Origin of the sequence: Streptosporangium sp. NPDC006930 (assembly GCF_040635605.1) — a bacterium.
Classification (GTDB): domain Bacteria; phylum Actinomycetota; class Actinomycetes; order Streptosporangiales; family Streptosporangiaceae; genus Streptosporangium.
This window is the reverse complement of sequence record NZ_JBEYID010000005.1, coordinates 193,569-220,091: the sequence shown is the minus strand read 5'-3', so window position 1 is coordinate 220,091 and position 26,523 is coordinate 193,569. Positions and strand designations below refer to the sequence as shown.

General features: G+C 70.7%; 23 protein-coding genes. 17 read left to right on the top strand and 6 right to left on the bottom strand.

The window, feature by feature from the left end; genetic code table 11:
• Window positions 1–42 precede the first annotated feature (42 nt).
• The 5 genes from ABZ664_RS11715 to ABZ664_RS11695 form a co-directional block, all read right to left on the bottom strand.
• The gene (locus ABZ664_RS11715; protein WP_362506836.1) at window positions 43–207 is read right to left on the bottom strand and encodes a hypothetical protein; all 165 of its coding nucleotides are present in this window, start codon (window positions 205–207) and stop codon (window positions 43–45) included.
• A 339-nt stretch (window positions 208–546) separates the two neighbouring features.
• On the bottom strand, window positions 547–1,923 hold the full coding sequence (locus ABZ664_RS11710) for a glutamine synthetase family protein (protein WP_362506833.1): 1,377 nt from the start codon (window positions 1,921–1,923) through the stop codon (window positions 547–549).
• A 60-nt stretch (window positions 1,924–1,983) separates the two neighbouring features.
• Window positions 1,984–2,601: a putative Ig domain-containing protein gene (locus ABZ664_RS11705; protein ID WP_362506830.1), complete on the bottom strand. Its 618-nt coding sequence runs from the start codon at window positions 2,599–2,601 to the stop codon at window positions 1,984–1,986.
• Between the two features lie 358 nt (window positions 2,602–2,959).
• Window positions 2,960–3,121 carry a hypothetical protein gene (locus ABZ664_RS11700; RefSeq protein WP_344744406.1) on the bottom strand — a complete coding sequence of 54 codons (162 nt, stop codon included), beginning with the start codon at window positions 3,119–3,121 and terminating at the stop codon, window positions 2,960–2,962.
• 295 nt (window positions 3,122–3,416) lie between these two features.
• Complete coding sequence (locus ABZ664_RS11695; protein WP_362506826.1) at window positions 3,417–4,046, bottom strand: TIGR03085 family metal-binding protein; 630 nt, start codon at window positions 4,044–4,046, stop codon at window positions 3,417–3,419.
• Between the two features lie 153 nt (window positions 4,047–4,199).
• Between ABZ664_RS11695 and ABZ664_RS11690 the strand changes: the two genes are divergently transcribed.
• From ABZ664_RS11690 to ABZ664_RS11615, 16 genes are all read left to right on the top strand, one after another.
• Entirely contained in the window at window positions 4,200–6,002 is a 1,803-nt protein-coding gene (locus ABZ664_RS11690; RefSeq protein WP_362507278.1) for an ABC transporter ATP-binding protein, read from the top strand.
• A gap of 82 nt (window positions 6,003–6,084) precedes the next feature.
• On the top strand, window positions 6,085–7,857 hold the full coding sequence (locus tag ABZ664_RS11685) for an ABC transporter ATP-binding protein (RefSeq protein WP_362506823.1): 1,773 nt from the start codon (window positions 6,085–6,087) through the stop codon (window positions 7,855–7,857).
• Window positions 7,858–8,059: 202 nt separating this feature from the next.
• Window positions 8,060–9,016 (top strand): polyphosphate kinase 2, encoded by a 957-nt coding sequence (gene ppk2, locus ABZ664_RS11680; protein ID WP_362506820.1) that lies wholly within the window; start codon window positions 8,060–8,062, stop codon window positions 9,014–9,016.
• Between the two features lie 156 nt (window positions 9,017–9,172).
• Window positions 9,173–9,520, top strand: a complete 348-nt coding sequence (gene hisI, locus ABZ664_RS11675; RefSeq protein WP_362506817.1) for a phosphoribosyl-AMP cyclohydrolase — start codon at window positions 9,173–9,175, stop codon at window positions 9,518–9,520.
• The gene (locus ABZ664_RS11670; RefSeq protein WP_362506814.1) at window positions 9,517–10,113 is read left to right on the top strand and encodes a Trp biosynthesis-associated membrane protein; all 597 of its coding nucleotides are present in this window, start codon (window positions 9,517–9,519) and stop codon (window positions 10,111–10,113) included. The genes hisI and ABZ664_RS11670 overlap by 4 nt, the downstream gene beginning before the upstream one ends.
• A gap of 256 nt (window positions 10,114–10,369) precedes the next feature.
• A complete protein-coding gene (locus tag ABZ664_RS11665) occupies window positions 10,370–10,786 on the top strand; it encodes a DUF4190 domain-containing protein (RefSeq protein ID WP_362506811.1) in 417 nt (138 codons plus the stop codon).
• Between the two features lie 94 nt (window positions 10,787–10,880).
• Window positions 10,881–11,324 (top strand): DUF2752 domain-containing protein, encoded by a 444-nt coding sequence (locus ABZ664_RS11660; RefSeq protein ID WP_362506808.1) that lies wholly within the window; start codon window positions 10,881–10,883, stop codon window positions 11,322–11,324.
• Window positions 11,325–11,493: 169 nt separating this feature from the next.
• Window positions 11,494–12,303: an indole-3-glycerol phosphate synthase TrpC gene (gene trpC / locus ABZ664_RS11655; protein WP_362506805.1), complete on the top strand. Its 810-nt coding sequence runs from the start codon at window positions 11,494–11,496 to the stop codon at window positions 12,301–12,303.
• 28 nt (window positions 12,304–12,331) lie between these two features.
• Window positions 12,332–13,552 carry a tryptophan synthase subunit beta gene (gene trpB / locus ABZ664_RS11650; protein WP_362507275.1) on the top strand — a complete coding sequence of 407 codons (1,221 nt, stop codon included), beginning with the start codon at window positions 12,332–12,334 and terminating at the stop codon, window positions 13,550–13,552.
• A gap of 69 nt (window positions 13,553–13,621) precedes the next feature.
• Window positions 13,622–14,416 carry a tryptophan synthase subunit alpha gene (trpA, locus tag ABZ664_RS11645; RefSeq protein ID WP_350948164.1) on the top strand — a complete coding sequence of 265 codons (795 nt, stop codon included), beginning with the start codon at window positions 13,622–13,624 and terminating at the stop codon, window positions 14,414–14,416.
• 209 nt (window positions 14,417–14,625) lie between these two features.
• Complete coding sequence (locus ABZ664_RS11640) at window positions 14,626–15,159, top strand: MauE/DoxX family redox-associated membrane protein (RefSeq protein WP_362506801.1); 534 nt, start codon at window positions 14,626–14,628, stop codon at window positions 15,157–15,159.
• Complete coding sequence (locus ABZ664_RS11635) at window positions 15,159–15,923, top strand: thioredoxin domain-containing protein (RefSeq protein ID WP_362506798.1); 765 nt, start codon at window positions 15,159–15,161, stop codon at window positions 15,921–15,923. Before ABZ664_RS11640 ends, ABZ664_RS11635 begins: the two co-directional genes overlap by 1 nt.
• A 26-nt stretch (window positions 15,924–15,949) precedes the next feature.
• Complete coding sequence (gene lgt, locus ABZ664_RS11630; protein WP_362506795.1) at window positions 15,950–17,338, top strand: prolipoprotein diacylglyceryl transferase; 1,389 nt, start codon at window positions 15,950–15,952, stop codon at window positions 17,336–17,338.
• Window positions 17,339–17,486: 148 nt separating this feature from the next.
• The gene (locus tag ABZ664_RS11625; RefSeq protein WP_362506792.1) at window positions 17,487–18,206 is read left to right on the top strand and encodes a VIT1/CCC1 transporter family protein; all 720 of its coding nucleotides are present in this window, start codon (window positions 17,487–17,489) and stop codon (window positions 18,204–18,206) included.
• Window positions 18,203–19,048, top strand: a complete 846-nt coding sequence (locus ABZ664_RS11620) for a hypothetical protein (RefSeq protein WP_362506789.1) — start codon at window positions 18,203–18,205, stop codon at window positions 19,046–19,048. The genes ABZ664_RS11625 and ABZ664_RS11620 overlap by 4 nt, the downstream gene beginning before the upstream one ends.
• A 75-nt stretch (window positions 19,049–19,123) precedes the next feature.
• The gene (locus ABZ664_RS11615) at window positions 19,124–19,792 is read left to right on the top strand and encodes a hypothetical protein (protein WP_362506786.1); all 669 of its coding nucleotides are present in this window, start codon (window positions 19,124–19,126) and stop codon (window positions 19,790–19,792) included.
• Here the strand turns inward: ABZ664_RS11615 and ABZ664_RS11610 are convergent.
• Window positions 19,767–21,788: a bis-aminopropyl spermidine synthase family protein gene (locus ABZ664_RS11610; RefSeq protein WP_362506783.1), complete on the bottom strand. Its 2,022-nt coding sequence runs from the start codon at window positions 21,786–21,788 to the stop codon at window positions 19,767–19,769. The two genes, ABZ664_RS11615 and ABZ664_RS11610, sit on opposite strands and share 26 nt — an antisense overlap.
• Before the next feature lie 199 nt (window positions 21,789–21,987).
• Between ABZ664_RS11610 and gltB the strand changes: the two genes are divergently transcribed.
• Entirely contained in the window at window positions 21,988–26,493 is a 4,506-nt protein-coding gene (gene gltB / locus ABZ664_RS11605) for a glutamate synthase large subunit (RefSeq protein ID WP_362506780.1), read from the top strand.
• Window positions 26,494–26,523 lie beyond the last annotated feature (30 nt).

The window sequence follows — 26,523 nt, the reverse complement described above, 5'->3', positions numbered from 1 at the left end:
GGTTCGGCGGTCTTTCTGCTGGGGATTCTTGTTCCCGGCCCGTCACGTGGGAGAGATTCCAGGTGCGTAGCGGTACGGGCGCAGGGGGTTGACGTCGTGATCGAGGGCCAGGATGTAGGCGATCTGGTCGAAGGTGAACGAGCAGGCGCGCAGCGCCCTGCTGCGGCGACGGCAGTCGAGCAGGCTGCGGTATCCCTCGTCTGGCATGGGCCCTCCTTGAATCGAACGTGAGCGAATGGTATTCGACTGATTACGTAGAGCGATAGTCGTGTGATGAAAGGGGATGCCGGAGGTGTGAGGTTGGCATTTCCGTAGTTCAGTGGGGTGGTGCGGTGTTTTGAGCGCGGGGGTTACCAGGTGGGGCGAAGTACGCCATCCAGCTGGAGGTGAATTTCCCGACGTCCGCAGGAGATGACATGGTCGTTAAGCCGTTCACGTTGCCGGAGCCGGTGTTGCTGACGATCGGCACGGAAGGTTGCCCGGCCGCCCCGTAGTGGGGATGGGGTTCAAGGGGTTGCCGGGCGGGATGTGCGGCGATCCTGGGGGTCAGAAGACGCGGAAGTGGTGGAACAGTTCGTAGGCGGCGTCGTGGGCGGCGAAGGTTCTGGCCTCTGAGCGCTTGACGGCCAGGTAGGCGGAGGCGCGCAGGGGGCCGAGGGCGTTCATGAGGACGTCGTCGGCCTCCAGGGCGTCCAGGGCCTCGTCCAGGGAGGCGGGGAGGCGGGGGACGCGTCCGGGGGGGAGGGTCGCGGGGTCGACGTTGACGGGGTCGCCGGGGTCGAGGCCGCGGCGGATGCCGTCCAGGCCGGCGTGGATGACGGCGCCCAGCGACAGGTAGGGATTGGCCGAGGAGTCGGAGGGCTTGAGCTCCAGGTTGGCGGACGCCGAGGTGTCGCGGCCCGTGGGGGAGCAGATCCGCACCGCCGCCTCGCGGTTGTCCATGCCGTAGCAGGCGTACGCGCTCGACCACGATCTCGGTGTCAGGCGCCGGAAGCTGTTCACCGAGCCGCAGGTGAGGGCGGTGAGCGCCGGGAGGTGGGTGATCAGGCCGCCGATGAAGTGATAGGCCGTGGCCGACATGCCGTAGCGGTCGGAGGGGTCGGCGAAGGTGTTGGCACGGAGCGCGGTGTCCCAGAGGGAGAGGTGGAGGTGGGCGCCGTTGCCCGGCTGGTCGGCGAGGGGTTTGGGGGCGAGGGAGGCCCACATCGACATGCGGGTGGCGACGCCCCTCACCGTCTCGCGGTAGATCACGTGGTTGTCGGCGGTATGGAGGGCGGGGGTGTGACGGATCGACAGTTCGTGCTGGCCGTGGCCGAGTTCGGGATGGTAGTGCTCGGGACGCAGCCCCTGCCTTTCCAGGGCGCGGACCAGGGCCATCGTGTAGTCGTGGAGCTGGTTGAAGCCGACGGTGGAGTAGCACAGGCTGTCGTCGGCGGGGATGAGGCGGTCCAGGCCGCCCTCGGGGTCGGGTTCGCGATGGCCGAGGGTGAACTCGGGTTCGTAGGCGGCGACGAGGGTGTGGCCCTCGGCGGCCAGGGCTACGACCGCCTCACGCAGGAAGGTGCGCGGGCAGACGGGCCAGGGGGAGCCGTCGACCTCGCGCAGGTCGGTCAGCATGGCCGCGGCGCCGGGAGCGTAGGGCAGGTGGACGAACGTGGCCGGGTCGGGGACGAGGCGGACCTCCCCGACGGGGCCGAGACCCGCGACGTCCTGGAGTTCGTCGAGCATGTTCATCGCCATCATCCCCACGGTGTGGCCGATGCCGGTGTGGAGCCGCTCGGCGAGCCGGAGGTGGGAGGTGGCCTTGCCCCTGATCACGCCGCCGTGGTCGGCGTACAGGAAGCGGATGAGTTCGACGCCCTCGGTGTCGGCGCGTTCGATGGCGCGAAGGGCTGCGGCGCCGAGCGTGTGAGGGCCGGTCATCGCCTGGTGATCTCCTATGCCTCCTGCGGGACACGCCCTTGGGGGAGGTGCGGGCTGCGGTTACGTGGTGAGTACGTCGGCCGTGCCGTTGTCGGAGCAGGGGGAGCTCGACGGGGAGAGGGGCGAGTCGGCGCATCGGCAGGTGATGGCGATCGTCACGGTGCCGGTGGTGCACCCGCCGGAGGGGACGCAGGCCTCGACCGGGACCGTCCAGGTGCCCGGTATCCGGGAGGTGCCGCCGAGCAGGCCGTCGGCGTCGAGCGTGATTCCGGCGGGAAGCAGGGTGGGGCTGGTCACCTTGAAGGAGAGCGTCTCGCCGGTCGGGTTGGCCAGCGTGATCCTTCCCGTCAGCGGCCGGTCGACGGCGGCGCCGAAGTGGCCGAGGAGGGGGTGGGCCGAGAGGGAGGAGGGACCTTTCGTGCCCCCTGAGCTCTCCGACGCCTCTATGCCTCCCGGGCTTTCCGGGGCTTTTGCGCCGATTGGAGCTTCCGCAGCGGGGTGGCCGGATCCGTCGATGGCAGGGGCCCGGACGGTGGTCTGGGGGGAGGGGGGCGCCGGTGTCGGCATGGGGTCCGGTGTCGGGGTCGCGAAGGCGACTCCCGGGGTCGCCAGCACGCCGCACGTGACGGCTCCCGCGATGATCGCCCCGAGCCCGGGGAACCTCTGCCTGCCGTGCATGAAACGATCCCCCGTACGAGAAACGGACTTCCCACCAGGGTGCAGGAAAGGTCATCAAGGAAGTGCCGTGATGTCTTCCGTGGTCACCCATGATCGGGTCAGGACGTTCGCCGTACGGGTACCACCCTGGTTCCGTACCACTCTGTACGGTGGGGCCGCGCGGCTTCGGGCGGCGGGGTGCGAGGGGGACCTCGTGGCCGTTCGTGGGGGCGGGCGGTTTCCGGCGACCGTCGCGATACGTTTCCGGGATCGGCGGGGCCGACGGCATGACTTGCGAGGCGGGGGGTGTGCGCTCCCCTGTGGATCAGACGGGAACGCGGGTGACGCGGTTAGGGGCGGGAGGGGACCCGCCGGGTGGTTAGGTGAGCACGCGGGTGAAGAACAGAGCCAATTGGTCTGCTCCCCTGATGATCCCGTCGAAGACTCCGTTGACCGCGCTCGCCGCCTCGGCGGGCTTGGTGAACAGATAGAAGACCACGAAAGCTACCGCGAGGTAGGTGAGGATCTTCTTTACCTGCATGGGGGCCTCCTGGCAGTTCCAATCCCAGCCGTATATACCCGAATTTTATCGATCATTGGCATCTGCGGCCCGGGTGGCTCCCGGATTTTCGATGATCATACCCGTCCCGCGGAAACAAACCGTGGTCTGGTCGGGAGTTTGGCATAGGTCACACTCGCCATCGTGGGGTCGCGAGGCGCTCCTGTCCAATCTTCACTGCCAGGTATACCGGTAGGGCTAGATCGGCGCCGCTCGTACGCCGATCCCGGCGGGCGTCTTTGCCGTCGCCGCCCCGGTGATCGGCTCCACGTTTCCCTCAGACGCCCAGGGAGGCGTCCATCAGCCTGGCCACGGCCTCGTCGTCACCGTTCACGGTCACCTTGGCGTGGGACTGGCGCCCGAAGCAGAACAGCAGCAGCTCCCCGGCCGTGCCCGTCACCTCTACCTGAGGACCCTCCTTGGCGCCGCCGACGGCCGTGCCGCCGCCGACGCGGTGCAGGACGACTTGGACGGGGGCGCGCCGCAGGAACAGCCGGGCTCCGCGGTGAATCTGCTTCCAGAACCGCTCCTCCAGCTCGGCGGGCAGCTCCCGAGGCTCCCAGACCCGCTGTGCCCGCCGTACGTCCTCGTGGTGGACGAAGAACTCCGCCGTGTTGGCCGCCTCGTCCAGACCGGGCAGACGGTAGGCCCCCGAGGGGCCGGAGCGTACGAGGTCGACGAGGCCCGCGTACCCCTTCCTGGTCTTCATGGACTCCTGCACCCTGGCGGTGTGCCCGGCCAGCGGTTTGAGGAGGATGCCTCCGGCGGCGTCGGGGCGGCGTTCTCGGACGACGAGGTGGGCGGCGAGGTCGAAGGTGGTCCAGCCCTCACAGAGGGTGGGAGCGTCCGGGCCGAGCCGGGTGAACAGGTCGCTGAGCGCGGCTCGTTCGGTGCGGGCGTAGTGCATATGTGGTCCTGACAACGTCGTTGGGCGGGCGATCGGAGGGGTGGGCGTGACATTGCCGAAGGTGGTTCGGGAATAACCGCTTGATCCACAGTGATAGGGACTTAGGTAGCAACGTTCCCCCGTCGAAAGGACATCCCCCGCGTGGCGAGCAAGATGACCACCGCAGTCATGCGTAAGGGACTCGGGGTCCTGGGGGTGGCCGTTCGGGCGGAGAAGCCGATATTCTCCGCCGCGGTGCTGTCCAGTGCCCTGTACGGCGTGATGACCGTCGCCTCGGCCTGGGCGCTGGGCTGGGCCACCGACCACGTCGTGCTCCCCGCCTTCAGGAACGGGCAGATCACGACGGGCACCCTCGCCATCGGCGCGCTCCTCATCATGGGGGCGTCCCTGATCAAGGCGCTGGGCGTGGCGGGACGGCGGTATTTCGCCGGGGTCATGCAGTATCGGATGCAGGCCCGCTCCCGCCGGGACGTCACCCGCCAGTATCTGAGGCTCCCTCTGGCCTGGCACCACAGGCACCCGACCGGGCAGCTGCTGTCCAACGCCGGGTCCGATGTGGAGGCCGCCTGGGCGCCGCTCGCCCCGCTGCCGATGGCGGTCGGCGTGGTCGTGATGCTGGTCACCGCCGCCGTCGCCATGGTGATCACCGATCCGATCCTCGCCCTCGTCGGTTTCCTGGTCTTTCCCGCGATCGCCGTACTCAACCTGATCTACCAGCGCAGACTGAACCCGCTCGCCACCCGCGCACAGCAGCTGCGCGCCGAGGTCAGCGAGATCGCCCACGAGAGCTTCGACGGCGCCCTGGTCGTCAAGACCCTCGGCCGCGAGGACGAGGAGACCGCGAGGTTCCTGGCCAAGGCCGAGGAGCTGCGCGACGCCAACATCGCCGTGGGCCGGGTTCGCGGCCTGTTCGACCCGCTGCTTGAGGCGCTGCCCACCCTCGGCGTGCTCGCCGTGCTGCTGATCGGCGCGATGAGGCTGGAGAGCGGCGCGATCGGCTCCGGGGTGCTCGTCCAGGTCGCCTACCTGTTCACCCTGCTGGCCTTCCCGATCCGCGCGCTGGGGTGGGTGCTCGCCGAGCTGCCCCGGGCCGTCGTCGGCTACGAGCGGATCCAGGCCGTGCTCGAGGCCACCGGTTCCATGGAGCACGGCGCCGTCGAGCTGCCCGGTACGGAACCCGCCAGGCTGGAGGTCCGCGGCCTCGGCTACGCCTACGGCGACGGGGAGTTCCCCGTCCTGCGCGACGTGAGCCTGGAGGTCGCCTCCGGCCGCACCGTCGCCCTGGTCGGCCCCACCGGCTCCGGCAAGTCGACGCTCGCCCAGACCCTCGTTCGCCTGGTCGACCCGGCGGAGGGCGTCGTGCTCGTGGACGGCACGGATCTGCGCGACGTCGCCAGGAACGGGGTGAGCGACGCGGTGGCGCTGGTGCCGCAGCAGACGTTCCTGTTCGACGACACCGTGCGCGGCAACGTCACCCTCGGCCTGGAGGTCGGCGACGAGGACGTCTGGGCGGCGCTGCGCCTGGCGCAGGCCGAGGGGTTCGTCAGCGCGCTGCCCTCGGGGCTGGACACCCGGGTCGGCGAGCGCGGCACCAGCCTGTCGGGCGGCCAGCGCCAGCGGATAGCCCTGGCCCGCGCGCTGGTGCGCCGCCCGCGGCTGCTCGTGCTCGACGACGCCACCTCCAGCGTCGACCCGCAGGTCGAGGCGAGGATCCTGTACGGGCTGCGGGACGCGTCCCAGGTCTCCACCGTGGTCGTCATCGCCTACCGGATGGCCACCATCGCCCTGGCCGACGAGGTCGTCTACCTCGACCACGGCAGGGTCGTCGACCGGGGCGGCCACGCGGAGCTGCTCGCCCGCTGCGAGGGCTACCGCAACCTGGTCACCGCCTACGAACGTCAGGGCGCCGAGCGGGAGGCGCTCGACGCCGAGCGAGAGGAAGAGGTCAGCGCGTGAGGAAGCACTACCGGCTCAGGGAGCGTCCCGCCGGGCCGACGCGGGGCGAGCGGGGCCGGGGCCCGCTGGGAGGACGGTGCCGGTGAGCTCGTTCCAGGGGGTCGAGCGCTCGGGGCTGGCCACCGTCAGGCATGGCCTGTCGCTCACGCCGGAGTTCCGCAAGGGGATGGCCGGGACGCTCGCGCTCGCCGTGGTCGCCACGGCCGGCAAGATCATCGTGCCGATCGCCGTCCAGCAGACCATCGACAGAGGGCTCGGGGGAGGGGGTCCGGATGTGGCCTACATCCGCACCGCCGTCCTGCTGTGCGCCGCCGCCGTGGCGTTCACCGCGCTGTGCGCGTACCTGATGAACGTCCGCCTCTACAAGGCCACCGAGTCCTCTCTCGCCACGCTCAGGGTGCGCGGCTTCCGGCACGTGCACGATCTGTCGGTGCTCACCCAGAACACCGAGCGCCGCGGCGCCCTCGTCTCGCGGGTCACCGGCGACGTCGACCAGATCAGCGTGTTCATGCAGTGGGGCGGCTTGATGATCATCATCGCCCTGGGGCAGCTCCTGGTCGCCACCGGGCTGATGTTCGTCTACTCCTGGCAGCTCGCCCTGGTGGTGTGGCTGTGCTTCCTGCCGCTCATGGTCGTCCTGCCGCGCTTCCAGCGCTGGCTCTCGGGCGCCTACACGCGGGTTCGCGAGCGCACCGGCGACATGCTCTCGGCCGTGAGCGAGTCGGTCGTGGGCGCGGCCGTGATCAGGGCCCACGGCTCGGAGGCCCGTACGGCGGAGCGGCTCGACATCGCGATCGACGCCAACAAGGCGGCGCAGGCCCGCACCCAGCGGATCGTCGCGACCGTGTTCCCGCTGACCGAGATCGTCGCCGCCATCGCGCTGGCCGCGGTGGTGCTGGTCGGCGTGCGGCTCGGGCTGGCGGGCGACATCACCGAGGGGCGCCTGGTCGCCTTCCTGTTCCTCATCACGCTGTTCGTCTCGCCGATGCAGGTCGCCACCGAGGTGCTCAACGAGGCGCAGAACGCCGTGGCCGGATGGCGGCGCATCCTCGGCGTGCTCGACACCCCCGCCGACGTCGCGGACCCGGGCCAGGACGGTGTCGAGCTGCCGCGCGGTCCCATCTCGGTCTCCTTCGAGGACGTGGGATTCTCCTATCCCGGAGGGGCGCCGGTGCTGCACGAGGTCTCGGCGCGGATCCCGCCGCGCTCGCGGATCGCGGTGGTGGGGGAGACCGGCTCCGGCAAGACGACCTTCGCCAAGCTGCTCACCCGCCTGATGGACCCGGTCTCCGGGCGGATCACGATCGACGGCCACGACCTGCGCGACGTCCGCTTCTCCTCGCTGCGCAGCCGCATCGTGATGGTGCCGCAGGACGGGTTCCTGTTCGACGGCACCCTGGGGGAGAACATCGGTTTCGGCCGCCCCTCGGCGACCGAGGAGGAGATCCGGCTCGCCATGACCGAGCTGGGGCTCGCCGACTGGCTGGAGGGGCTGCCCGCGGGCCTGTCGACCAGGGTCGGCCAGCGCGGCGAGTCGCTGTCGGCGGGCGAACGCCAGCTCGTCGCGCTCGCCCGCGCCTACCTGGCCGACCCCGACCTGCTGCTGCTCGACGAGGCCACCTCCGCGGTGGACCCGGCGACGGAGGTGCGGCTGGCCCGCGCCCTGGAGGGCGCCACGCGGGGCCGCACCGCCGTCTCCATCGCCCACCGGCTCTCCACCGCCGAGGCGGCGGACGAGGTGTTCGTCTTCGACAGGGGCCGGATCGTGCAGCGTGGCCCGCACGCCGAGCTGGTACGCGAGCCCGGTGTCTACGCCGACCTGCACGCCTCCTGGGTCTCCTCGGCCCGCTCCTAGCCCTGCTTCCGCACGCGACCCGATCGCGGCGGGTGATCACCGGCCGCGCCGGACCAGGGATGGTCCCGCCCCACCCCGCGCCGGCGCGGCACGTGCGGCAGGAAGAAGGGAAAAGGGGGTGGTTCGGGAAGGAGTATCCCGCCCGTGCCGAGGTAGGGACAGGGCGGAGGCGGGCCCCACGTCCGCCCGAGGGAAGGGACCGATGGCAGAGTTGGTTGGCGGGGAGCTGCCGGACGGCCAGTTTCCCGTGGTGAACATTCACGCGGCCCTGGAGCGCAGCGACCTGCTCGACGAGCTGGCGGACCTGCGGGTCGACGACGATGACGACGACGACCCCGTCCTGGTCCGCCAGGACGGCAGCCCGGTCGACACCTGGCGGGAGAAGTATCCCTACGACAGGCGGATGGAGCGGGCGGAGTACGACCGGATCAAGCGGCTGCTCCAGATCGAGCTGCTCAAGCTCCAGTACTGGATCAAGGACACCGGGGGGCGTCTGGTCGTCCTCTTCGAGGGGCGTGACGCCGCGGGCAAGGGCGGCACGATCAAGCGGTTCATGGAGCACCTCAACCCCCGGGGCGCGAACGTGGTGGCGCTGGAGAAGCCGAGCGAGCGCGAGAGCACCCAGTGGTACTTCCAGCGCTACATCTCCCACCTGCCCGCCGCCGGGGAGATGATCTTCTTCGACCGTTCCTGGTACAACCGCGCCGGGGTCGAGCGGGTGATGCGCTTCTGCACCCCCGAGGAGTACCTGGAGTTCCTGGAACAGGCTCCGGAGTTCGAGAGGATGCTCGTCCGCGACGGCATCCACCTGGTGAAGTTCTGGTTCTCGGTCTCGCGCTCCGAGCAGCGCACCCGGTTCGTGATCCGCCAGGTCGACCCGGTGCGGCAGTGGAAGCTGTCGCCGATGGACCTGGAGTCGCTCGACAAGTGGGAGGACTACACCGCCGCCAAGGAGGACATGTTCGTCAACACCGACACGGAGGAGGCTCCGTGGACGGTGATCAAGAGCAATGACAAGAAGCGGGCCAGGATCGAGGCGATGCGCCACCTGCTGAGCCTGTTCGAGTACGAGAACAAGGACCACGAGGTCGTCGGCGTCCCCGACCCCAAGATCGTCGTCCAGGCCGCCGACGTCCTCGACGACGACCGCGGCCACTGAGACGACGACCGCCTCCGCCTCCAGGTGGGTGCCGGCCGGGCCGCCCGCGGCTCGGCCCTCCTTCGCCCCCGGTGCCGGGAGTGCCGTGCTCGTCCTGCTCGCTCACGTGGCCATGCCGGAGGCCACCCCTCTCCCCTGTTGCGGCACAATTGCCGCATGTCCCTTGACCCCGCCATCGCGGCCCGGCTGAAGCGCACCGCCGACGGGCTGGTTCCCGCCGTCGTCCAGCAGTACGACACCGGCGAGGTGCTCATGCTCGCCTGGATGGACGACGAGGCGCTGCACCGCACGCTCACCACGGGCAGGGCCACCTACTGGTCGCGCAGCCGCGGAGCCTACTGGGTGAAGGGCGACACCTCGGGCCACGTCCAGCACGTCAGGTCCGCCGCGCTCGACTGCGACGGCGACACCGTCCTGCTCAAGGTCGACCAGGTGGGCGCCGCCTGCCACACCGGCGATCGGACCTGCTTCGACGCCGACGAGCTGGCGGTGACCCGGGCGTGACGGCGAGGCGGGAGCTGTGGACCTGGCTCGCGGTGTGCGTGGCCGGTGCCGCGCTCGTGCTCCTCGCCGCGGGACGCGACTGGTTCACCGTGACGTACGGCACCCGCGAGGTCGCGGTCTCCGCCTCCGAACTGGTCCCCGCCCTCGGCCCCGGCGCCTGGGCGGCGCTCGCCGCGGTGGTCGCCGTCCTCGCGACGAAAGGCGTGTGGCGCGGGCTCGTCGGAGCGGTGATGGCGCTCGGCGGGGCCGGGATGATCGCCGGTTCCTGGTGGGGAGGCGGCGCGAGCGCCGCGCTGCGGATCTCCGCCGAGCAGGCGCCGCTCTCCGTCGGTTCCACCCCGCAGGTCGCCTCGGCCGTCGTCTGGCCGATTCTCGCCTCCGTGGGAGGGCTTCTGCTGGTCGCCGGGGGAGTGGTGGCGATCCTGCGCGGCGGGCGCTGGCCGGGTATGTCCGGCCGGTACGACCGGCAGGGGGCCGGCCCCGCGGGCGGTACCCCTGCCGCACGAAGTGGCGCCCCCAGCGAGCGGGAGTTGTGGGACGCCCTCGACGAGGGCGTCGACCCGACGGCCGGTCCCGACCCCCGCGAGCGCTGACCTTCGTGAGCCCGTGGACGGACGGAGGGTCCCGCGCGCTCGCGCGGTTCCCGTCGCGCCCTCGTTCCTGGCTGTTTTCCCGGCGCGGGGGCCCTCTCACGTCGTTTCGGCGCCGTCTCGCCGTCCGGAGTGCCGAGGCCGTGTGCCATCGGCCACGACTTGCTCACAACGCGCTCGCAGGCGTGAACGGATCGTCTCCTCATGGGAGTGTTTTCGCTAGGATTTCGCCCGTAACTCGGATAATGGGGAGTCATTCATGAGCTATGGCGATCAGTCGGGTGGCTATGGCCCGCCCCCGAAGAGCGGCGGCTATGGCTCCTCAGGCGGTTACGGCTCCTCAGGCGGTTACGGTTCCGGAGGGTACGGTCCGCCCGGTGGCGGTTACGGGGGGTACGGCGGGCCGCCGCCGCGGGGTAACAACGGCATGGCCATCGCCGCGCTGATCATGGGAATCGCCGGGCTGTTCATCTGTGGGCTCCCCTCGATCGTGGGTGCGGTGCTGGGGCACATCTCGCTGGGGCAGATCAGGCGGACGGGCGAGGAGGGGCGGGGCATGGCCGTCGCGGGCCTGGTCCTGTCCTACTTCGGCATCCTGTCCTGGCTGGCGGCGCTGGTGTTCATCTGGACGATCGGAGCCGGCGCCCTGCTCCTCGGTGGCGCCACGGGCTACTGACGCCAATGCTCGCGCCGCCGGTAGGGGGCGCGTGAGTGGGTAAGTAGGGTGGCCGGTGAGGGGGACCACCGGTGGAGGGTGCTGAAGGACCGTGGTGACGGGGAGAATCGCGGGGTCGCGTGCCGCGGCCGTGCTGGCGCCGCTCGGCACCGCGCTGGCCGCGGGCGCGGCGGTCGCGTTCGTGGGCGCGGTGGACCCCAACGAGCCAGGCCACTATCCGCCCTGCCCGTTCCTGCTGCTCACCGGCCTCTACTGCCCCGGTTGCGGAGGCCTGCGAACGGTGTACGCGCTCGCCCACGGGGACCCCGTGACGGCCCTGGGGCTCAACCCGCTCGTCGTGCTCATGATCCCGGTGCTGGTCCTGACCTGGGGCCGGTGGGCGCTGCGTGCCTGGTCGATGGGCGGATCGGCCGGAAAGTCCGGTGGCGGGCCCGTACGGAAATCCATACGCCCGGTCTACGTGTGGTTATTGCTCGCTTTGATGGTCGTGTTTTGGATAGTGCGAAATCTTCCTTTTGGGGAATTCCTGGCCCCATAGTCACCGATAGGTCTCACCCCGTGGCGGGGCGACCCCGGCCGGGCCGATAGCATCGGCGGAACAAGGGCAGTCGACCGGGAGGGGCCTTACTCGTGAGCGAGCGGAGCGAACGAACCACGGATACGGCGGCGTTCGCGAACCCGGCCCCGGAGCTTCGCGAGGAGGGCAAGTGAGCGTGCTTGAGGAAATCCTCGAAGGAGTCCGCGCCGATCTGGCCGAGCGCCAGGAAAGGGTGACGCTGGCCGAGCTCAAGGAGCGGGCCGGGCGGGCACCCGCCCCCCGTGACGCGTACGCGGCACTGGGGGGCGACCAGGTGGCGGTGATCGCCGAGGTCAAGCGTTCCAGCCCGTCCAAGGGCGCGCTGGCCGCGATCGCCGACCCCGCCGCGCTGGCCGGTGACTACGAGTCGGGTGGCGCCCACGTCATCAGCGTGCTCACCGAGCGGCACCGCTTCGGCGGCAGCCTCGACGACCTGGCCGCCGTGCGCGCCGTCGTCGACATCCCGGTGCTGCGCAAGGACTTCATCGTCACCTCGTACCAGCTCTGGGAGGCCCGCGCCTACGGCGCCGACCTGGCGCTGCTGATCGTCGCGGCGCTCGACCAGAACGCGCTGGTCTCGCTCATCGAGCGGGCCGAGTCGATCGGGCTCGCCCCTCTGGTCGAGGTGCACACCGAGGAGGAGCTCGACCGGGCGCTCGTCGCCGGAGCCAAGATCATCGGTATCAACGCGCGGAACCTCAAGACCCTTGAGGTCGACCGAGATGTGTTCACCAAGCTGGCTCCCAAGATCCCCGAGGGCGTCATCAAGATCGCCGAGTCGGGTGTGCGCGGCCCCCACGACCTGCTCGCCTACGCCCGGGCGGGCGCCGACGCCGTCCTGGTCGGCGAGAGTCTGGTGACCGGCAAGGACCCGCGCGCCGCCGTGGTCGACCTGGTCACCGCCGGTGCCCATCCCGCATCCCGACCCGAGGGGCAGTAAGCCAGTGACAACGCACGAGGGAACCGTCATCACCACCGCCGACCTCGCCGGTAACGCCGCCCACGGGAACGACCCGGACGTCCACGGCAAGTTCGGGATCTTCGGCGGGCGCTACGTGCCCGAGGCGCTCATCCCCGCGCTGGACGAGGTCGCGGCGGAGTACGACAAGGCGAAGAACGACGTCGCGTTCCTGCGGGAGTTCGACCACCTGCTGCGCACCTACGCCGGGCGGCCGACCACGCTGACCGAGGTCCCCCGCTTCGCGGAGCAGGCGGGCGGCGCCCGGATCATCCTCAAGCGCGAGGACCTGACCCACACCGGCGCCCACAAGATCAACAACGTGCTCGGTCAGGCCCTGCTGACCAAGCGCCTGGGCAAGACGCGGGTGATCGCCGAGACCGGTGCCGGACAGCACGGCGTCGCCACCGCGACCGCCGCCGCCCTGATGGGCCTGGAGTGCGTGATCTACATGGGGGCCGTCGACTGCGAGCGCCAGGCGCTCAACGTCGCCCGCATGAAGCTGCTCGGCGCCACCGTCGTCCCGGTCACCAACGGCAGCCAGACCCTCAAGGACGCCATCAACGAGGCGTTCCGCGACTGGGTCGCCAACGTCGATCGCACCCACTACCTCTTCGGCACCATCGCGGGCCCGCACCCGTTCCCGGAGATCGTCCGCGACTTCGCGCGCATCATCGGCGTCGAGGCCCGCCGCCAGATGCTGGAGCTCACCGGCAGGCTGCCCGACGCGGTCGCCGCGGCCGTCGGCGGGGGATCGAACGCCATCGGCATCTTCCACGCCTTCCTCGACGACCAGGACGTCCAGCTGCACGGCTACGAGGCGGGCGGCCGGGGCCTGGAGAGCGGCGAGCACGCCCTCACCCTCACCGCGGGCTCCGTCGGCGTGCTGCACGGCTCGCGCACCTACGTGCTGCAGGACGACGAGGGCCAGACGGTCGAGTCGCACTCGATCTCGGCAGGGCTCGACTATCCGGGCGTCGGCCCCGAGCACGCCTGGCTCAAGGACAGCGGCCGCGCCACCTACCACGGCGTCACCGACGCCGAGGCGATGGACGCCTTCTCACTGCTCGCCCGCACCGAGGGCATCATCCCCGCCATCGAGTCCTCGCACGCGCTCGCCGGAGCGCTCAAGCTGGGGCGCGAGATGGGACCCGGGGCGACGATCCTGGTCAACCTCTCCGGCAGGGGCGACAAGGACATGAGCACCGCGATGAAGTACTTCAACCTCTGACACCCCTCTCACGGCCGACTTGCCTCCCCTCTGGCGGGCCGAAGGGGACGAACCGCAACGGAAGCAACGATGACGACTCTTCAGACGGTGTTCGCCAAGGCTAAGGCGGACGACCGCGCCGCCCTCATCGGATACCTGCCCGCCGGGTTCCCCAGCAAGGACGGTGCGATCGCCGTCGCCACCGCCATGGTGGAGGCGGGTTGCGACGTGATCGAGATCGGCCTGCCCTACTCGGATCCCCTGATGGACGGTCCGACGATCCAGGACGCCGTCCACCGGGCGCTGACCAACGGCACCCGTATCGCCGACGTGCTCCGCACGGTCGAGGGCGTGGCCGCCACCGGTGCCGCCACCCTGGTCATGACGTACTGGAACCCGATCGACCGCTACGGTGCCGACCGCTTCGCCAGGGACCTGGCGAACGCGGGCGGGGTGGGCACCATCACGCCCGACCTCACCCCCGAGGAGGCCGGCCCCTGGCGCGAGGCGAGCGCAGGGGCCGGGATCGACACGGTCTTCCTGGTCGCGCCCAGCTCCACCGAGGCCCGCATCAAGGCCGTCGTCGACAGCTGCACCGGTTTCGTCTACGCGGCGTCGCTGATGGGCGTCACCGGCGCCCGCGACTCGGTCGGTGAGGCCGCGCAGGGCCTGGTCGAGCGCACCCGCCCGCACACCTCCCTGCCGGTCTGCGTCGGCCTGGGCGTCGGCACCGGACGGCAGGCCGCGGAGGTCGCGGGCTACGCCGACGGTGTCATCGTGGGTTCGGCGTTCATCCGCCGCGTCCTGGACGCCCCCGACGAGAACTCGGCTCTCGCGTCCGTCCGCGAGCTGGGCGCCGAGCTGGCGGCGGGCGTCCGAGGCTGAGGTCTCTCCCCGCAGGGTGCGGTCCCCCTTCCGCCGGGACCGCGCCCTGATCCATGTCTTTCGAACACGCTTATTCGATGCTTATCCAGCTCGTGGTGAGGTTTCCTTCGGATACCTTGCGTTCGCCGGAGACATCCGTGCCCGGGGCCTGGGATAGGAGAATGATGCTCGTGGTCTCTGAGAACCCCGCGCCCAATAGGTCGCGTATCGTGATTTCGGCGCTACCCTGGGTAACGACCGTCTCGCGGCTGGTGCTCGCGGGTGTGCTGATCGTCGCGGGTTGGGGCAAGATCGGCACCCCGGTGCTCTCGGTTCAGGCGGTCGAGGCATACGAACTGCTCCCAAAATCGCTCGCCACGGTGGTCGGCTACGGCCTGCCGATCCTGGAGATCGTCGTGGGGGTGTTGCTGGTCGTCGGGCTGCTCACCCGGGCGGCGGGTGTCATCTCGGCACTGCTCATGCTGGCGTTTGTCATCGGGATCGCCTCGGCGTGGGCGCGCGGGCTGCGCATCGACTGCGGCTGCTTCGGCGGCGGCGGTCAGCTGGCGGCCGGGGTGGAGCCCGACTACCTCATCGACATCCTGCGTGACTTCGGTCTCTTCGGACTCGGTGTGCTCGTCGCCTGGTTCCCTCCGGGCCGCTTCGCGCTGGACTCCGCCCTGGGGCTCACCCCCGGGCGGGAGCCGTACGACGACCTTGAGGGCGACGACGAGGAGGAGCACCAGGAAAAGGAGACTGACTGATGGGCAAGGCCGCGCGGGACCAGTCGGCGCGTGATCGGATCAAGGCGCAGCGCCAGGAGCAGATGCTGAAGGAGAGGCGCAAGCGCATAGCGACCATCACGACGGCCGCCGTGCTCGCGGTCGCCGCCGTCGGGGCGGGCTGGTGGTTCGCCGCGCAGAGCAGCAGGTCCGAGCAGGTCGGCGCCGAGCTCGCGCCGATCACCGTCGCCTCCGACGGCTCGGTGGTCATGGCCAAGGCGGGGGTGGAGTCGCCGGTCCTCGACGTCTTCGAGGACTTCCAGTGCCCCGCCTGCAGGGCGCTCGAGGAGACCAGCGGTCCCACGATCAAGAACCTGGCGGCCGAGGGCAAGGCGAAGGTGGTCTACCACCCGATCACGATCTTCCAGGAGCAGACCAACAAGGGCATCACCCGGGGTAACTCCGTACGGGCCGGGGCGGCCTCCCGCTGCATTCCCGGAGGCGTCGCCTGGAGCAGGTTCCACGACAAGTTGTTCGACGCACAGCCCTCGGAGACCGTGGAAGGCTTCAAGATCCCTGACCTGATCGACTGGGGCAAGGACGCCGGGGTGACCGATCCCGGCTTCGACAAGTGCGTGACCAGCCAGGAGAAGGCTCCCGAGCACCTCGCCTACAGCACCAAGGTCCTGGAGACCCAGAAGCTCACGGGCACCCCGACGCTGAAACTCAACGGCACCGAGGTGGACACCGGCGTGGCTTTCAAACCGGCCGAGCTACGTCAGGCCGTTCTTGATGCCGCCAAGTAGCCCGGGACACGGTAACGTCACCTGACATGCCCCTCGCCTCGATTCCCAGCCCCTCCCAGGGGGTCTGGCATCTCTTCGGCGTGGTCCCCATCCGGGCCTACGCACTGTGCATCGTGCTCGGCGTCATCGTCGCGGTCGTCATCGGCGAGCGCCGCTGGCGCGCCCGCGGCGGTGTCCCTGGAACCATCGTGGATCTCGCCGTCTGGGCCGTGCCGTTCGGCCTGGTCGGTGGACGCCTCTACCACGTCATCACCGACTGGCAGCTCTATTTCGGGCCGGACGCGCCCAATGAGCCGATCGAGGCGCTGTACATCTGGAACGGCGGCCTGGGCATCTGGGGCGCCGTCGCGCTCGGTGGCGTGGGCGTCTGGCTGGGCTGCCGCAACCGGGGCATCTCCCTGACCGCGGTGGCCGACACCGTTGCCCCCGGCATCGCGGTGGCCCAGGCCATCGGCCGCTGGGGCAACTACTTCAACCAGGAGTTGTTCGGCGGCCCCACCGACCTGCCGTGGGGTCTGGAGATCGACCCCGACCGGCCGGGCACGGTGCCGGGCGTGGACACCTACCACCCCGCGTTCCTGTACGAGTCGATCTGGGACCTGGGTCTCGCGCTGGTCCTCATCTGGATCGGCCGCAAGTACGTGATCCGCCACGGTCGCCTGTTCGCTCTCTACGTCGCCGGCTACACCGTGGGCCGCTTCTGGATCGAGGGCCTGCGGGTCGACGCCGCCCACCACATCTTCGGCCTGCGGCTCAACCAGTGGACCTCGATCATCCTGTTCATCGGGGCGATGGCCTACTTCTGGTACACCAGGAACAAGACCGACGAGGAGCCGGTGAGGTCGGCGACCGACCCCGACGCCGACCTTGAGGGCGGCGTCGCCACGCCGGGTGAGGACGAGAGCACCGACGGCATCGATGGCACGGACTCGGCGAAGGCCGAGGCCGTCACCCTGGTCGCGTCGGACGCGGGGGGCGGTGCGGCGGATCCCGTCGATCCGGCCCATCCCTCCGACCAGGCCGACGAGGCCGAGAACGACCGTGCGGCCCGGCGGGACGACGAGACGCGGCCGGCCGCGGCGACGTTGGTGGCCGAGGGCTTGAGCGAGGACGGGGGGGCGGTCGATCCGGCTCACCCGTCGGACCAGGCCGATCCCGAGGAGAGCGGCCGGGGCGGAAACGCCGAGGCCGAAGGGAAGCCGGGTACGGCGGTTTCGTCGGAGGCCTCGGACGCCGCCGGGGGCGTGGCCGCCTCTGACGGCACCGCTTCGGAGAGCGCGGATTCGGAGAGCGCCGTCAGCACGGCCTCGGGCGAGAGCGTTCCCGAGAAGGCCGTTTCCGGTGCGAAGAAAGGCGAGCTCCAGGAGGAGGCCGTGACGAAGGCCGCTCCCGAGGGCGAGAAAGAACGACGTTGACGCCTCTCCCACGGTCGAGGTCCCGGGATCTCGGACGCGCCGCCGGATCGTCCGGCACACCGGCGCGTTCTGGTTCCGGGGCCGAGACCGGTGGACCGCGGTGTCCCTTCGGTGCTGAGCCCTGGGGACCGCCGCACGAAGGATCGCGATGAGTCCGGACGCCTCAGGGAGGCGTGCCGAGATGCACCACCGGCATCGCGACGTCAACGGCGGCTGGCTGAGGCCGTCGGTGTTCGGCGCGATGGACGGCCTCGTCTCCAACTTCGCGCTGATCGCCGGTGTCGCCGGTGGCGCCGCGGGCACCAAGGTCATCCTGCTGGCGGGCATCGCGGGGCTGGCCGCCGGCGCGTTCTCCATGGCCGGTGGCGAGTACGTCTCGGTGGCGAGCCAGCGGGAGCTCGCCCTGGCCGAGATCGCCGTCGAGCGGCGAGAGCTCGAACGCCACCCCGAGGCCGAGCTGGAGGAGCTCGCCAAGCTCTACGAGGAGCGGGGCGTCGATCCCGCCGTGGCGGCCGAAGTGGCGCGGCAGATCTCGGCGGACCCCGAGAGGGCGCTCGAGGTGCACACCGAGGCCGAACTGGGCGTCACCATCCATGACCTTCCCTCGCCCAGGATCGCCGCGCTCTCCTCGTTCCTGTCGTTCGCCGCGGGGGCGCTCCTGCCCCTTCTGCCCTACCTGCTCGGCGTCACCAGCCTGGTGACGTCGGCGGTGGTCTCCTGCCTGGCGCTGTTCGGCGCGGGCGCGCTGGTCTCCCGGGTCACCGCGCGCAGCTGGTGGTACAGCGGGCTGCGCCAGCTCTTCGTCGGCGCGGTCGCCGCCGGCCTGACCTTCGCCCTGGGCACCCTCCTGGGAGGAACCGGACTGTGACCGCACCGACCTCGACCCCGCCCCCCGCACCAGGAGGGCGCAAGCGCCGCCGTACCCCCAGCAAGGCGCAGACCTGGAGCATCCCCCAGCTGGAGGAGTGGGGGCTGACCCCGACCCAGCAGCGGTTGCTGGTGGTGTTCGGATCTCTCGCGGGTGTGCTGGTCGCCGCGGTCGTCCTCACCTTCGCGATCTCCGCGATCGGCAACGACTTCGAGCCCGAACGGGCCACCGCCTCGGTCATCGGGACCGAACCCCGCCCCGACGTCTACAAGGGATGGCCCTCCTCCAAGGTGTTCGCGCCGATCGGGGAGAGCAAGGCGGACCCCAAGCCGTTCACGGCCAAGGAGCTTTTCCCCAAGACCCTGAGTGAGGGCAGGACCACGCTGAGGCTGGCGGGCAGCCCTCGGCTGGAGAGCGCCTGCGCGGCGGCGGTCTGGGGTCAGGAGCTCACCGACCTGCTCGCCCAGGGGGGATGCACCCAGGTGGCCAGGGGCCTGTACACCAGCGCCGACAACCGCTACGTCGCCCAGTACACCCTGTTCAACCTCCGCGACACCGCCTCCTCCGACACATTGGTGAACACGCTGACCACCCTGCACCGGGGCGGCTGGGTCCGGCCGATCCAGGCGCCCAGGGCAGCCTTTCCCGCCGACGGCCACACCGAGGCGAGCGGCCACGCGATGGGGCACTACGCGGGCCTGGTCTGGATCGGCAGGGCCGACGGAGCGGAGCCGGGCGCGAGGGACGACTTCGTCTCGCTGTCCCTCGCGGTCCGCGCCACGGAAAAGGCGATCTTCCGCCGCATCGTCGCCGTCTCCCCGGCGCCCGCCCCGAGCAAGTAGTTCCCGGGTTCGTTTTTCGGTCGGGAATCCGGGTTCTTCGAGGGCGGGGAGGATGTCGAAGTAAGCTTTTTCCTCATGCGCAAGTGGATCATCATCGTCGTGCTGGCCGGGGTCGCCGGGGTGGGGGCCTTCCTGTGGCTGGGCGACGAGCCCGCCCCGCGTGCCGCCGTCCTGCGCGCGGAGCCGGGAACGGCCCACTACGCGCCCATCGCGACCCGCGACCTCGATCCCCAGCCGCTCACCGTCGCCGAGATGTTCCCCGCCCCCTCGGTGTCGGCGGGCACGACCAAGCTCGCGCTCAAGGTCACCGAGACCCTCGCCGACTGCGCGGAGGCGGTCTGGGGGAGCGCGCAGGACGCGCTCGGCGGGTGCACGCAGGTGCTGCGCGCCCGCTACGAGACCGAGGACGGCACGGTCTCCGGCCAGTTCCTGATTTTCAACCTCGCCGACTCCGCCGCCGCCGACAGGCTCGTGGCCGCCCTCAAGGGCGACGGCTTCGTCAGGCCCGCTCCCGACACGCCCGACGGCTTCGACGGCTCGCGCAGCTGGGCCCAGGTCCGCGGCCTCGGGCACTACGTCACGGTGAGCTGGGTCGCCCCCGTCGTCCGAGGGAGCGCCGCCCGGGCGAGCGTGGGGGAGAGCGGCGGGGGCGGCGGGGGCGGCGGGGGCAGGGTGGATCTCACCTATCCGCAGGTCGCGATGGACGGCCTTGGCCTGGTCATCCAGCGTCGGCTGGTGCGCTGAGGGAGCTCTCCACCGCGGTCCTGAGCTCCAGCAGCCGGTGGGCGGGCAGTTCGAGGACGGTGACGTCGCCCGCCCACGGGGCCACGGCGGCGACGATCGCCCTCGCCTGCCTCTTCGTCAGGTCGCCCCTGACCTTGATCAGGGCCTCGCGCCAGGTGTTGGCGAGCCTGCCGTGCGCGTTGTCCAGGACGCGGCGCAGGATCCGGGCCGCGTCGTTCACGTCGTCCGCGTTCGTGGCGCCTCCGCTGTCTCCGGCGGGCGGCGCCACCCGTACGGCGCGCACGTAAGCTCCCTCGGCGGTGAGGTCGTAGACGGGGGCGAGAAGGTCACGGGGGAGGTCCTTCGGAGCCGCCGCCAGCGTGACCTGGACCTCCCTGGCGCGGGTGGCCAGCAGCAGCCGGGGCAGCGCTGCCTCCAGACCGGCGGGTATGGAGATCGCCACCCTGGCCGGGTCACTGGCGTAGGGCTTGGCCAGCCAGGTCGTCAGGCGCGCCCTGGGAGCCTTGGGCAGCACGTCGCGGGGCCACTCGCCCACCAGCACCTCCGGGACGAACCCCTCGCCGAAACCGGCGGCCGGGACGGCGGGGGAACTCGCCGACTCCACGGACTGGGGCCCCTGCGTGTAGATGGCGGTGCCGGACGTCTCGGTGCGGGCGGCCGCGGCGGGCCAGGTCTTCGTGGTGGGGCGCAGGACGTACAGGTCGGCGGCCGAGCCGATGGCCTCGGCGCCGAAGTAGCGGTTGAAGTCGGGGTAGATCGCCTCGTTGACGAGGTTGAGCTGCGACAGGGCCTGCTGAACCTTGAGGGCGAGCGCGGGGGTGCGCTCGCTGGCGCCGTACGCCAGCATGATCCGGCCCTGCTCGCGGTCGCGCAGCCCCTCCGCGCAACGGGCGACGAACAGCCCGACGCCCTCGGGGGTGTAGGGAGGGTCGGTGATCGCCAGGTCGGCCCAGGACCGCGCGGAGGCGGGCAGGCCCAGACGCAGGTCGGCCCAGCGGGTCCGTACGGCCAGACCGAGCCGGTCGGCCTCACCGGCGATGTAGGCGAGGATGCGCTCGTCGACGTCGACGACGGTCACCTCGACGCCCGGATGCAGTATCGCGGTGGCCAGCGAGGTCAGATCGTGGTCGCCCACGCACAGCAGCCGGGCGCCGTCCAGCCAGAACCGGGCGTCCAGCAGCAGCGCCCGCCTGACCACGGTCTCGCCGGTCGCGGCGACGTGGTCCAGCGTGTGGCGGCCCCGGGGAGCCTTGGCGATCAACTCGTCCATGCGCGCGACCAGGTCGGCGCGGTCGGGGAGCAGGTGGGCCACCGGGTCCGCCGGCGCGAGGGTGCTCGCTCGCGGCCCGGTCGGTGCGGGACCGCCCGCTCGTGGTGCGGCCGGCGTGACGTTGCTTACTCGCGGCCCGGCCGCTGAGAGGCCGTCCGCTCCCGATTCGGCCGATGCGGGGGCGTCCGCTCCCGATCCGGCCGAGGTGGGGCCGCTCGCCCGCGGTCCGTCCTGTGCGGGGGCGCCCTCCTCCCGTGCCGGGGCCGACCAGGCGGGAGGGGCCGGGAGCCTGAAGCGGTCGCCCGATCGCTCCAGTTCGCCGTCCACCTCGCGCAGCAGCGCCTCGATGGTCCGCCGCGACGTCGCGGTCTCCCTGACCAGATCGGCGAGTGTCCACCAGCGACCGCCGCCCAGGGCGGTCAGCGCGTTCCGCAGCCGCCTGCCGTCGACACCCGCCCGTGCGACGAAAGCCTCGACTCCACCGCCGTTCTCGTCCTCGGCCTCTTCTTCGGTGCCGGCTCCACGCCCGGCCCCGGTTCCGGCCCCGGCTCCCGTCCGGGATCCACGCCCGGCCCCGCTCTCGGTTCCGGCTCCCGTCCCGGCCACCGTTCGGTCGCCGGTCCCGGCGGAGGCGCCGGGGGTGCCGGAAACGCCGGAGACATCTGAAGTGCCGCTGCCTGTCAGACCGGTGGAGGCGCCCAGGCCGGTGGGATCGGTCGGTTCCATTGGGCCACCCTAGGGCCAGGACCTGGAATGTTGTGCCATCGCGGCGTGTTTAATGAACCGGGCGAACCTGCACTAATTCGGCAGGATCTCACCGGGTAGGCAGGTATCCGGCAGGGTACGGTAATCTCTACCCACCACGCAGCAGGGCCAACGTCGTCCCTTGCTTGTTCGAGAGAAGCAAGACGACGGGAGGGATTCAATGCCTGCTGCCCACCTCGGCTTTCCCGAGCCTCAGGGCCTGTACCACCCCTCGCACGAGCACGACGCCTGTGGTGTCGCCATGGTCGCGGACGTTGCCGGTCGCCGTAGCCACGGCATCGTCGCGAAGGCCTTGACCGCGCTGTGCAACCTTGATCACCGGGGGGCCCAGGGTAGCGAACCGGACACCGGCGACGGGGCCGGGATCCTGACGCAGATCCCCGACGTCTTCTTCCGCGTGGTGGCGGACTTCCCCCTGCCCACGGCCGGCTCCTACGCCGCCGGTATGGCCTTCCTGCCCGCCGAGGAGCGGGCCCGTGAGGCCGCCGTGCGGCTGATCGAGGAGATCGCCGCGGAGGAGGGCCTCACGGTCCTCGGCTGGCGCGACGTTCCCACCACCCCCGACCTTCCCGGGCCGAGCGCCCGCGCGGTGATGCCGTTCTTCGGCCAGCTGTTCGTGGCGTCCCCCGACGGTGAGAGCGGTCTTGAGCTGGACCGGCTCGCCTTCTGCCTGCGCAAGCGGGCCGAGCACGAGGCGAAGGTCTACTTCCCCTCGCTGAGCTCCCGGACGATCGTCTACAAGGGCATGCTCACCCCGCTGCAGGTCGAGCAGTTCTTCCCCGACCTGAGCGACGAGCGCTACGAGACCGCGATCGCGCTGGTCCACTCGCGCTTCTCCACCAACACCTTCCCCTCCTGGCCGCTCGCGCACCCGTACCGCTACGTCGCCCACAACGGCGAGATCAACACGGTCAAGGGCAACCGCAACTGGATGCGCGCCCGCGAGGCCATGCTGGAGACGGCGAACCTGCCGGGCGACCTGTCGCGGCTCTTCCCGATCTGTGACCCGGCCGGTTCCGACACCGCCTCCTTCGACGAGACGCTGGAGCTCATCCACCTCGCCGGACGCAGCCTGCCGCACGCGGTGCTGATGATGATCCCCGAGGCGTGGGAGAGCCACACCGAGATGGACCCCGCGCGGCGGGCGTTCTACGAGTTCCACTCCACGATGATGGAGGCCTGGGACGGCCCGGCCTCGATCACCTTCTCCGACGGAACCCTGGTCGGCGCGGTGCTCGACCGCAACGGCCTGCGCCCCGGACGGTTCTGGGTCACCGCGGACGGCCTGGTCGTGCTCGCCTCCGAGGCGGGCGTGCTGGACATCGCCCCCGAGGACGTGGTCCGCAAGGGCCGTCTGCAGCCCGGCAAGATGTTCCTGGTCGACACCGCGCTCGGCAAGATCATCGAAGACGACGAGATCAAGGCCGAGCTGGCGGCGGAGCTGCCGTACGCCGACTGGCTGCACGCCGGTCTGGTCCGCTTCGAGGAGCTGCCCGCCCGCTCGCCCGAGGGCCTGTCGCACGAGACGCTGATCAAGCGGCAGCAGACCTTCGGCTACACCGAGGAGGAGCTGCGGATCATCCTGGGGCCGATGGCGAGGACGGGCATCGAGCCGATCGGCTCGATGGGCACCGACACCCCGGTCGCCGTTCTCAGCGAGAAGCCCCGGCTGCTGTTCGACTACTTCAGCCAGCTGTTCGCGCAGGTCACCAACCCGCCGCTGGACGCGATCCGCGAGGAGCTCGTCACCTCCCTGGCCAGCACCATCGGCCCCGAGGGCAACCTGCTCGACCCGGGTCCCGCCTCCTGCCGCCAGCTCGTGCTGCCCTACCCGGTGCTCGACAACGACGAGCTCGCGAAGATCATCCACATCAACGACGAGGGCGCGCTGCCGGGCTTCCACCCGCACGTGGTCTCCGGCCTGTACGAGGTCGCGGGTGGCGGCGAGGCACTGCTGCGCCGCATCGAGGAGATCCGCGCCGAGGTCTCCTCGGCGATCGAGGGCGGGGCGCGGATCATCGTGCTGTCCGACCGTGGCTCCTCCGACGTCCTGGCGCCGATCCCCTCGCTGCTGCTCACCGGTGCCGTCCACCACCACCTGATCGCCGAGAAGACCCGTACCAAGATCGGTCTGGTCATCGAGACCGGCGAGGCGCGCGAGGCGCACCACATGGCGCTGCTCGTCGGCTACGGGGCGGGCGCGGTCAACCCGTACCTCGCCATCGAGACCGTCGAGGACATGGTCGACTCCGGCGTCCTGAAGATCGACAGGCACAAGGCCGTACGCAACCTCATCAAGGCGTACGGCAAGGGCGTGCTGAAGGTCATGTCCAAGATGGGGGTCTCCACGGTCGCCTCCTACACCGGGGCGCAGATCTTCGAGGCGCTCGGGCTGAGCCAGGAGGTCGTGGACGTCTGCTTCACCGGGACCACGTCCCGCCTGGGCGGCGTCGGCTTCGACGTCCTGGCCGAGGAGGCCGCGCAGCGTCACCTGCGCGCCTACCCCCGGGCCGAGAACGCCCACCGCCGCCTCGAGGTCGGAGGCGAGTACCAGTGGCGCCGCGAGGGCGAGCCGCACCTGTTCAACCCCGAGACCGTCTTCAAGCTGCAGCACGCCACCCGCTCGCGCCGCTACGAGATCTTCAAGGAGTACACCGGTCTGGTGGACTCCCAGGCGGAGAGGCTGATGACGCTGCGCGGCATGTTCAAGCTGCGGGAGGGCGTCCGCGAGCCGGTGCCGATCGACGAGGTCGAGCCGGTCAGCGAGATCGTCAAGCGGTTCTCCACCGGCGCGATGTCGTACGGCTCCATCTCGATGGAGGCGCACGAGACGCTCGCCATCGCGATGAACCGGCTGGGCGGCAAGTCCAACACCGGTGAGGGCGGCGAGGATCCCGAGCGGCTGCACGACCCGGTGCGCCGTTCGGCCATCAAGCAGGTGGCCTCCGGCCGGTTCGGTGTGACCTCCGAGTATCTGGTCAACGCCGACGACGTGCAGATCAAGATGGCCCAGGGCGCCAAGCCCGGTGAGGGCGGTCAGCTGCCCGGCCACAAGGTCTACCCGTGGGTCGCCAAGACCCGGCACTCCACCCCGGGCGTCGGCCTCATCTCGCCGCCTCCGCACCACGACATCTACTCGATCGAGGACCTCGCCCAGCTCATCCACGACCTGAAGAACGCGAACCCGGCCGCCCGCGTGCACGTCAAGCTCGTGGCCGAGGTCGGGGTCGGAACGGTCGCGGCGGGTGTGTCCAAGGCCCACGCGGACGTCGTGCTCATCTCCGGCCACGACGGCGGCACCGGCGCCTCCCCGCTCACCTCGCTCAAGCACGCGGGCTCCCCCTGGGAGCTGGGCCTGGCCGAGACCCAGCAGACGCTGCTGCTCAACGGTCTGCGCGACCGCATCGTCGTGCAGGTGGACGGCCAGCTCAAGACCGGCCGCGACGTGATCATCGCCATGTTGCTCGGCGCCGAGGAGTTCGGCTTCGCCACCGCGCCGCTGGTCGTCTCCGGCTGCGTGATGATGCGCGTCTGCCACCTGGACACCTGTCCGGTCGGCGTGGCCACCCAGAACCCCGAGCTGCGCAAGCGGTTCACCGGCAAGCCCGAGTTCGTGGTCAACTTCTTCGAGTTCGTCGCCGAGGAGATCCGCGAGTATCTCGCCGCGCTGGGTTTCCGCAGCATCGACGAGGCCGTCGGCCACGCCGAGCTGCTGGACACCACCCCGGCCGAGAACCACTGGAAGGCCTCGGGACTGGACCTGGCGCCGATCCTGCACCAGCCGGAGCTGCCCGAGGGCGCCTCGCTGCGCCGTACCGTGGAGCAGGACCACGGGCTCGCCAGGGCGCTGGACAACACGTTGATCCAGCTCGCCGAGGGCGCGCTCAAGGGTGGTTCCAGGGTCACGCTCGACCTGCCCATCCGCAACGTCAACCGTACGGTCGGCACCATGCTCGGCCATGAGGTGACCAAGCGGTACGGCGGAGCGGGCCTGCCCGACAACACCATCGACGTGCGCTTCACCGGCTCCGCGGGCAACTCCTTCGGTGCCTTCCTGCCCAGGGGCATCACCCTGCGGCTGACCGGCGACGCCAACGACTACGTGGGCAAGGGTCTGTCCGGCGGCAGGGTCTCGGTCCAGCCGCACGACGCGGCCCCGCTCGACGGGCACATCATCGCCGGAAACGTCGGCCTGTACGGCGCGACCTCCGGCGAGGCCTTCATCCGCGGCGTCGTGGGGGAGCGGTTCTGCGTCCGCAACTCCGGCGCCACCGCGGTGGTCGAGGGTGTCGGCGACCACGGCTGCGAGTACATGACCGGCGGCAAGGTGGTCGTCCTCGGCCCGACCGGCCGCAACTTCGCGGCGGGCATGTCGGGCGGCGTCGCCTACCTGCTCGACCTCGACGCCGAACGGGTCAACCGGGAGATGGTCGAGATCGAGGAGCTGGAGGAGGCCGAGTCCGAGGCGCTGCGCGAGATCGTCGAGGCCCACCTCACCGAGACGGGCTCCACGGTGGCGAAGGCGATCCTCACCGACTGGGACCCGTCCCGCTTCAGCAAGATCATGCCGACGGACTACAAGCGGGTCCTGCTGGCCGCCGAGTCCGCCCGGCTGGAGGGCCGCGACATCGACGAGGCCGTCATGACCGCTGCGGTCCAGGGGTGACGCCGATGTTCGAGATCACTCATCCCGTTC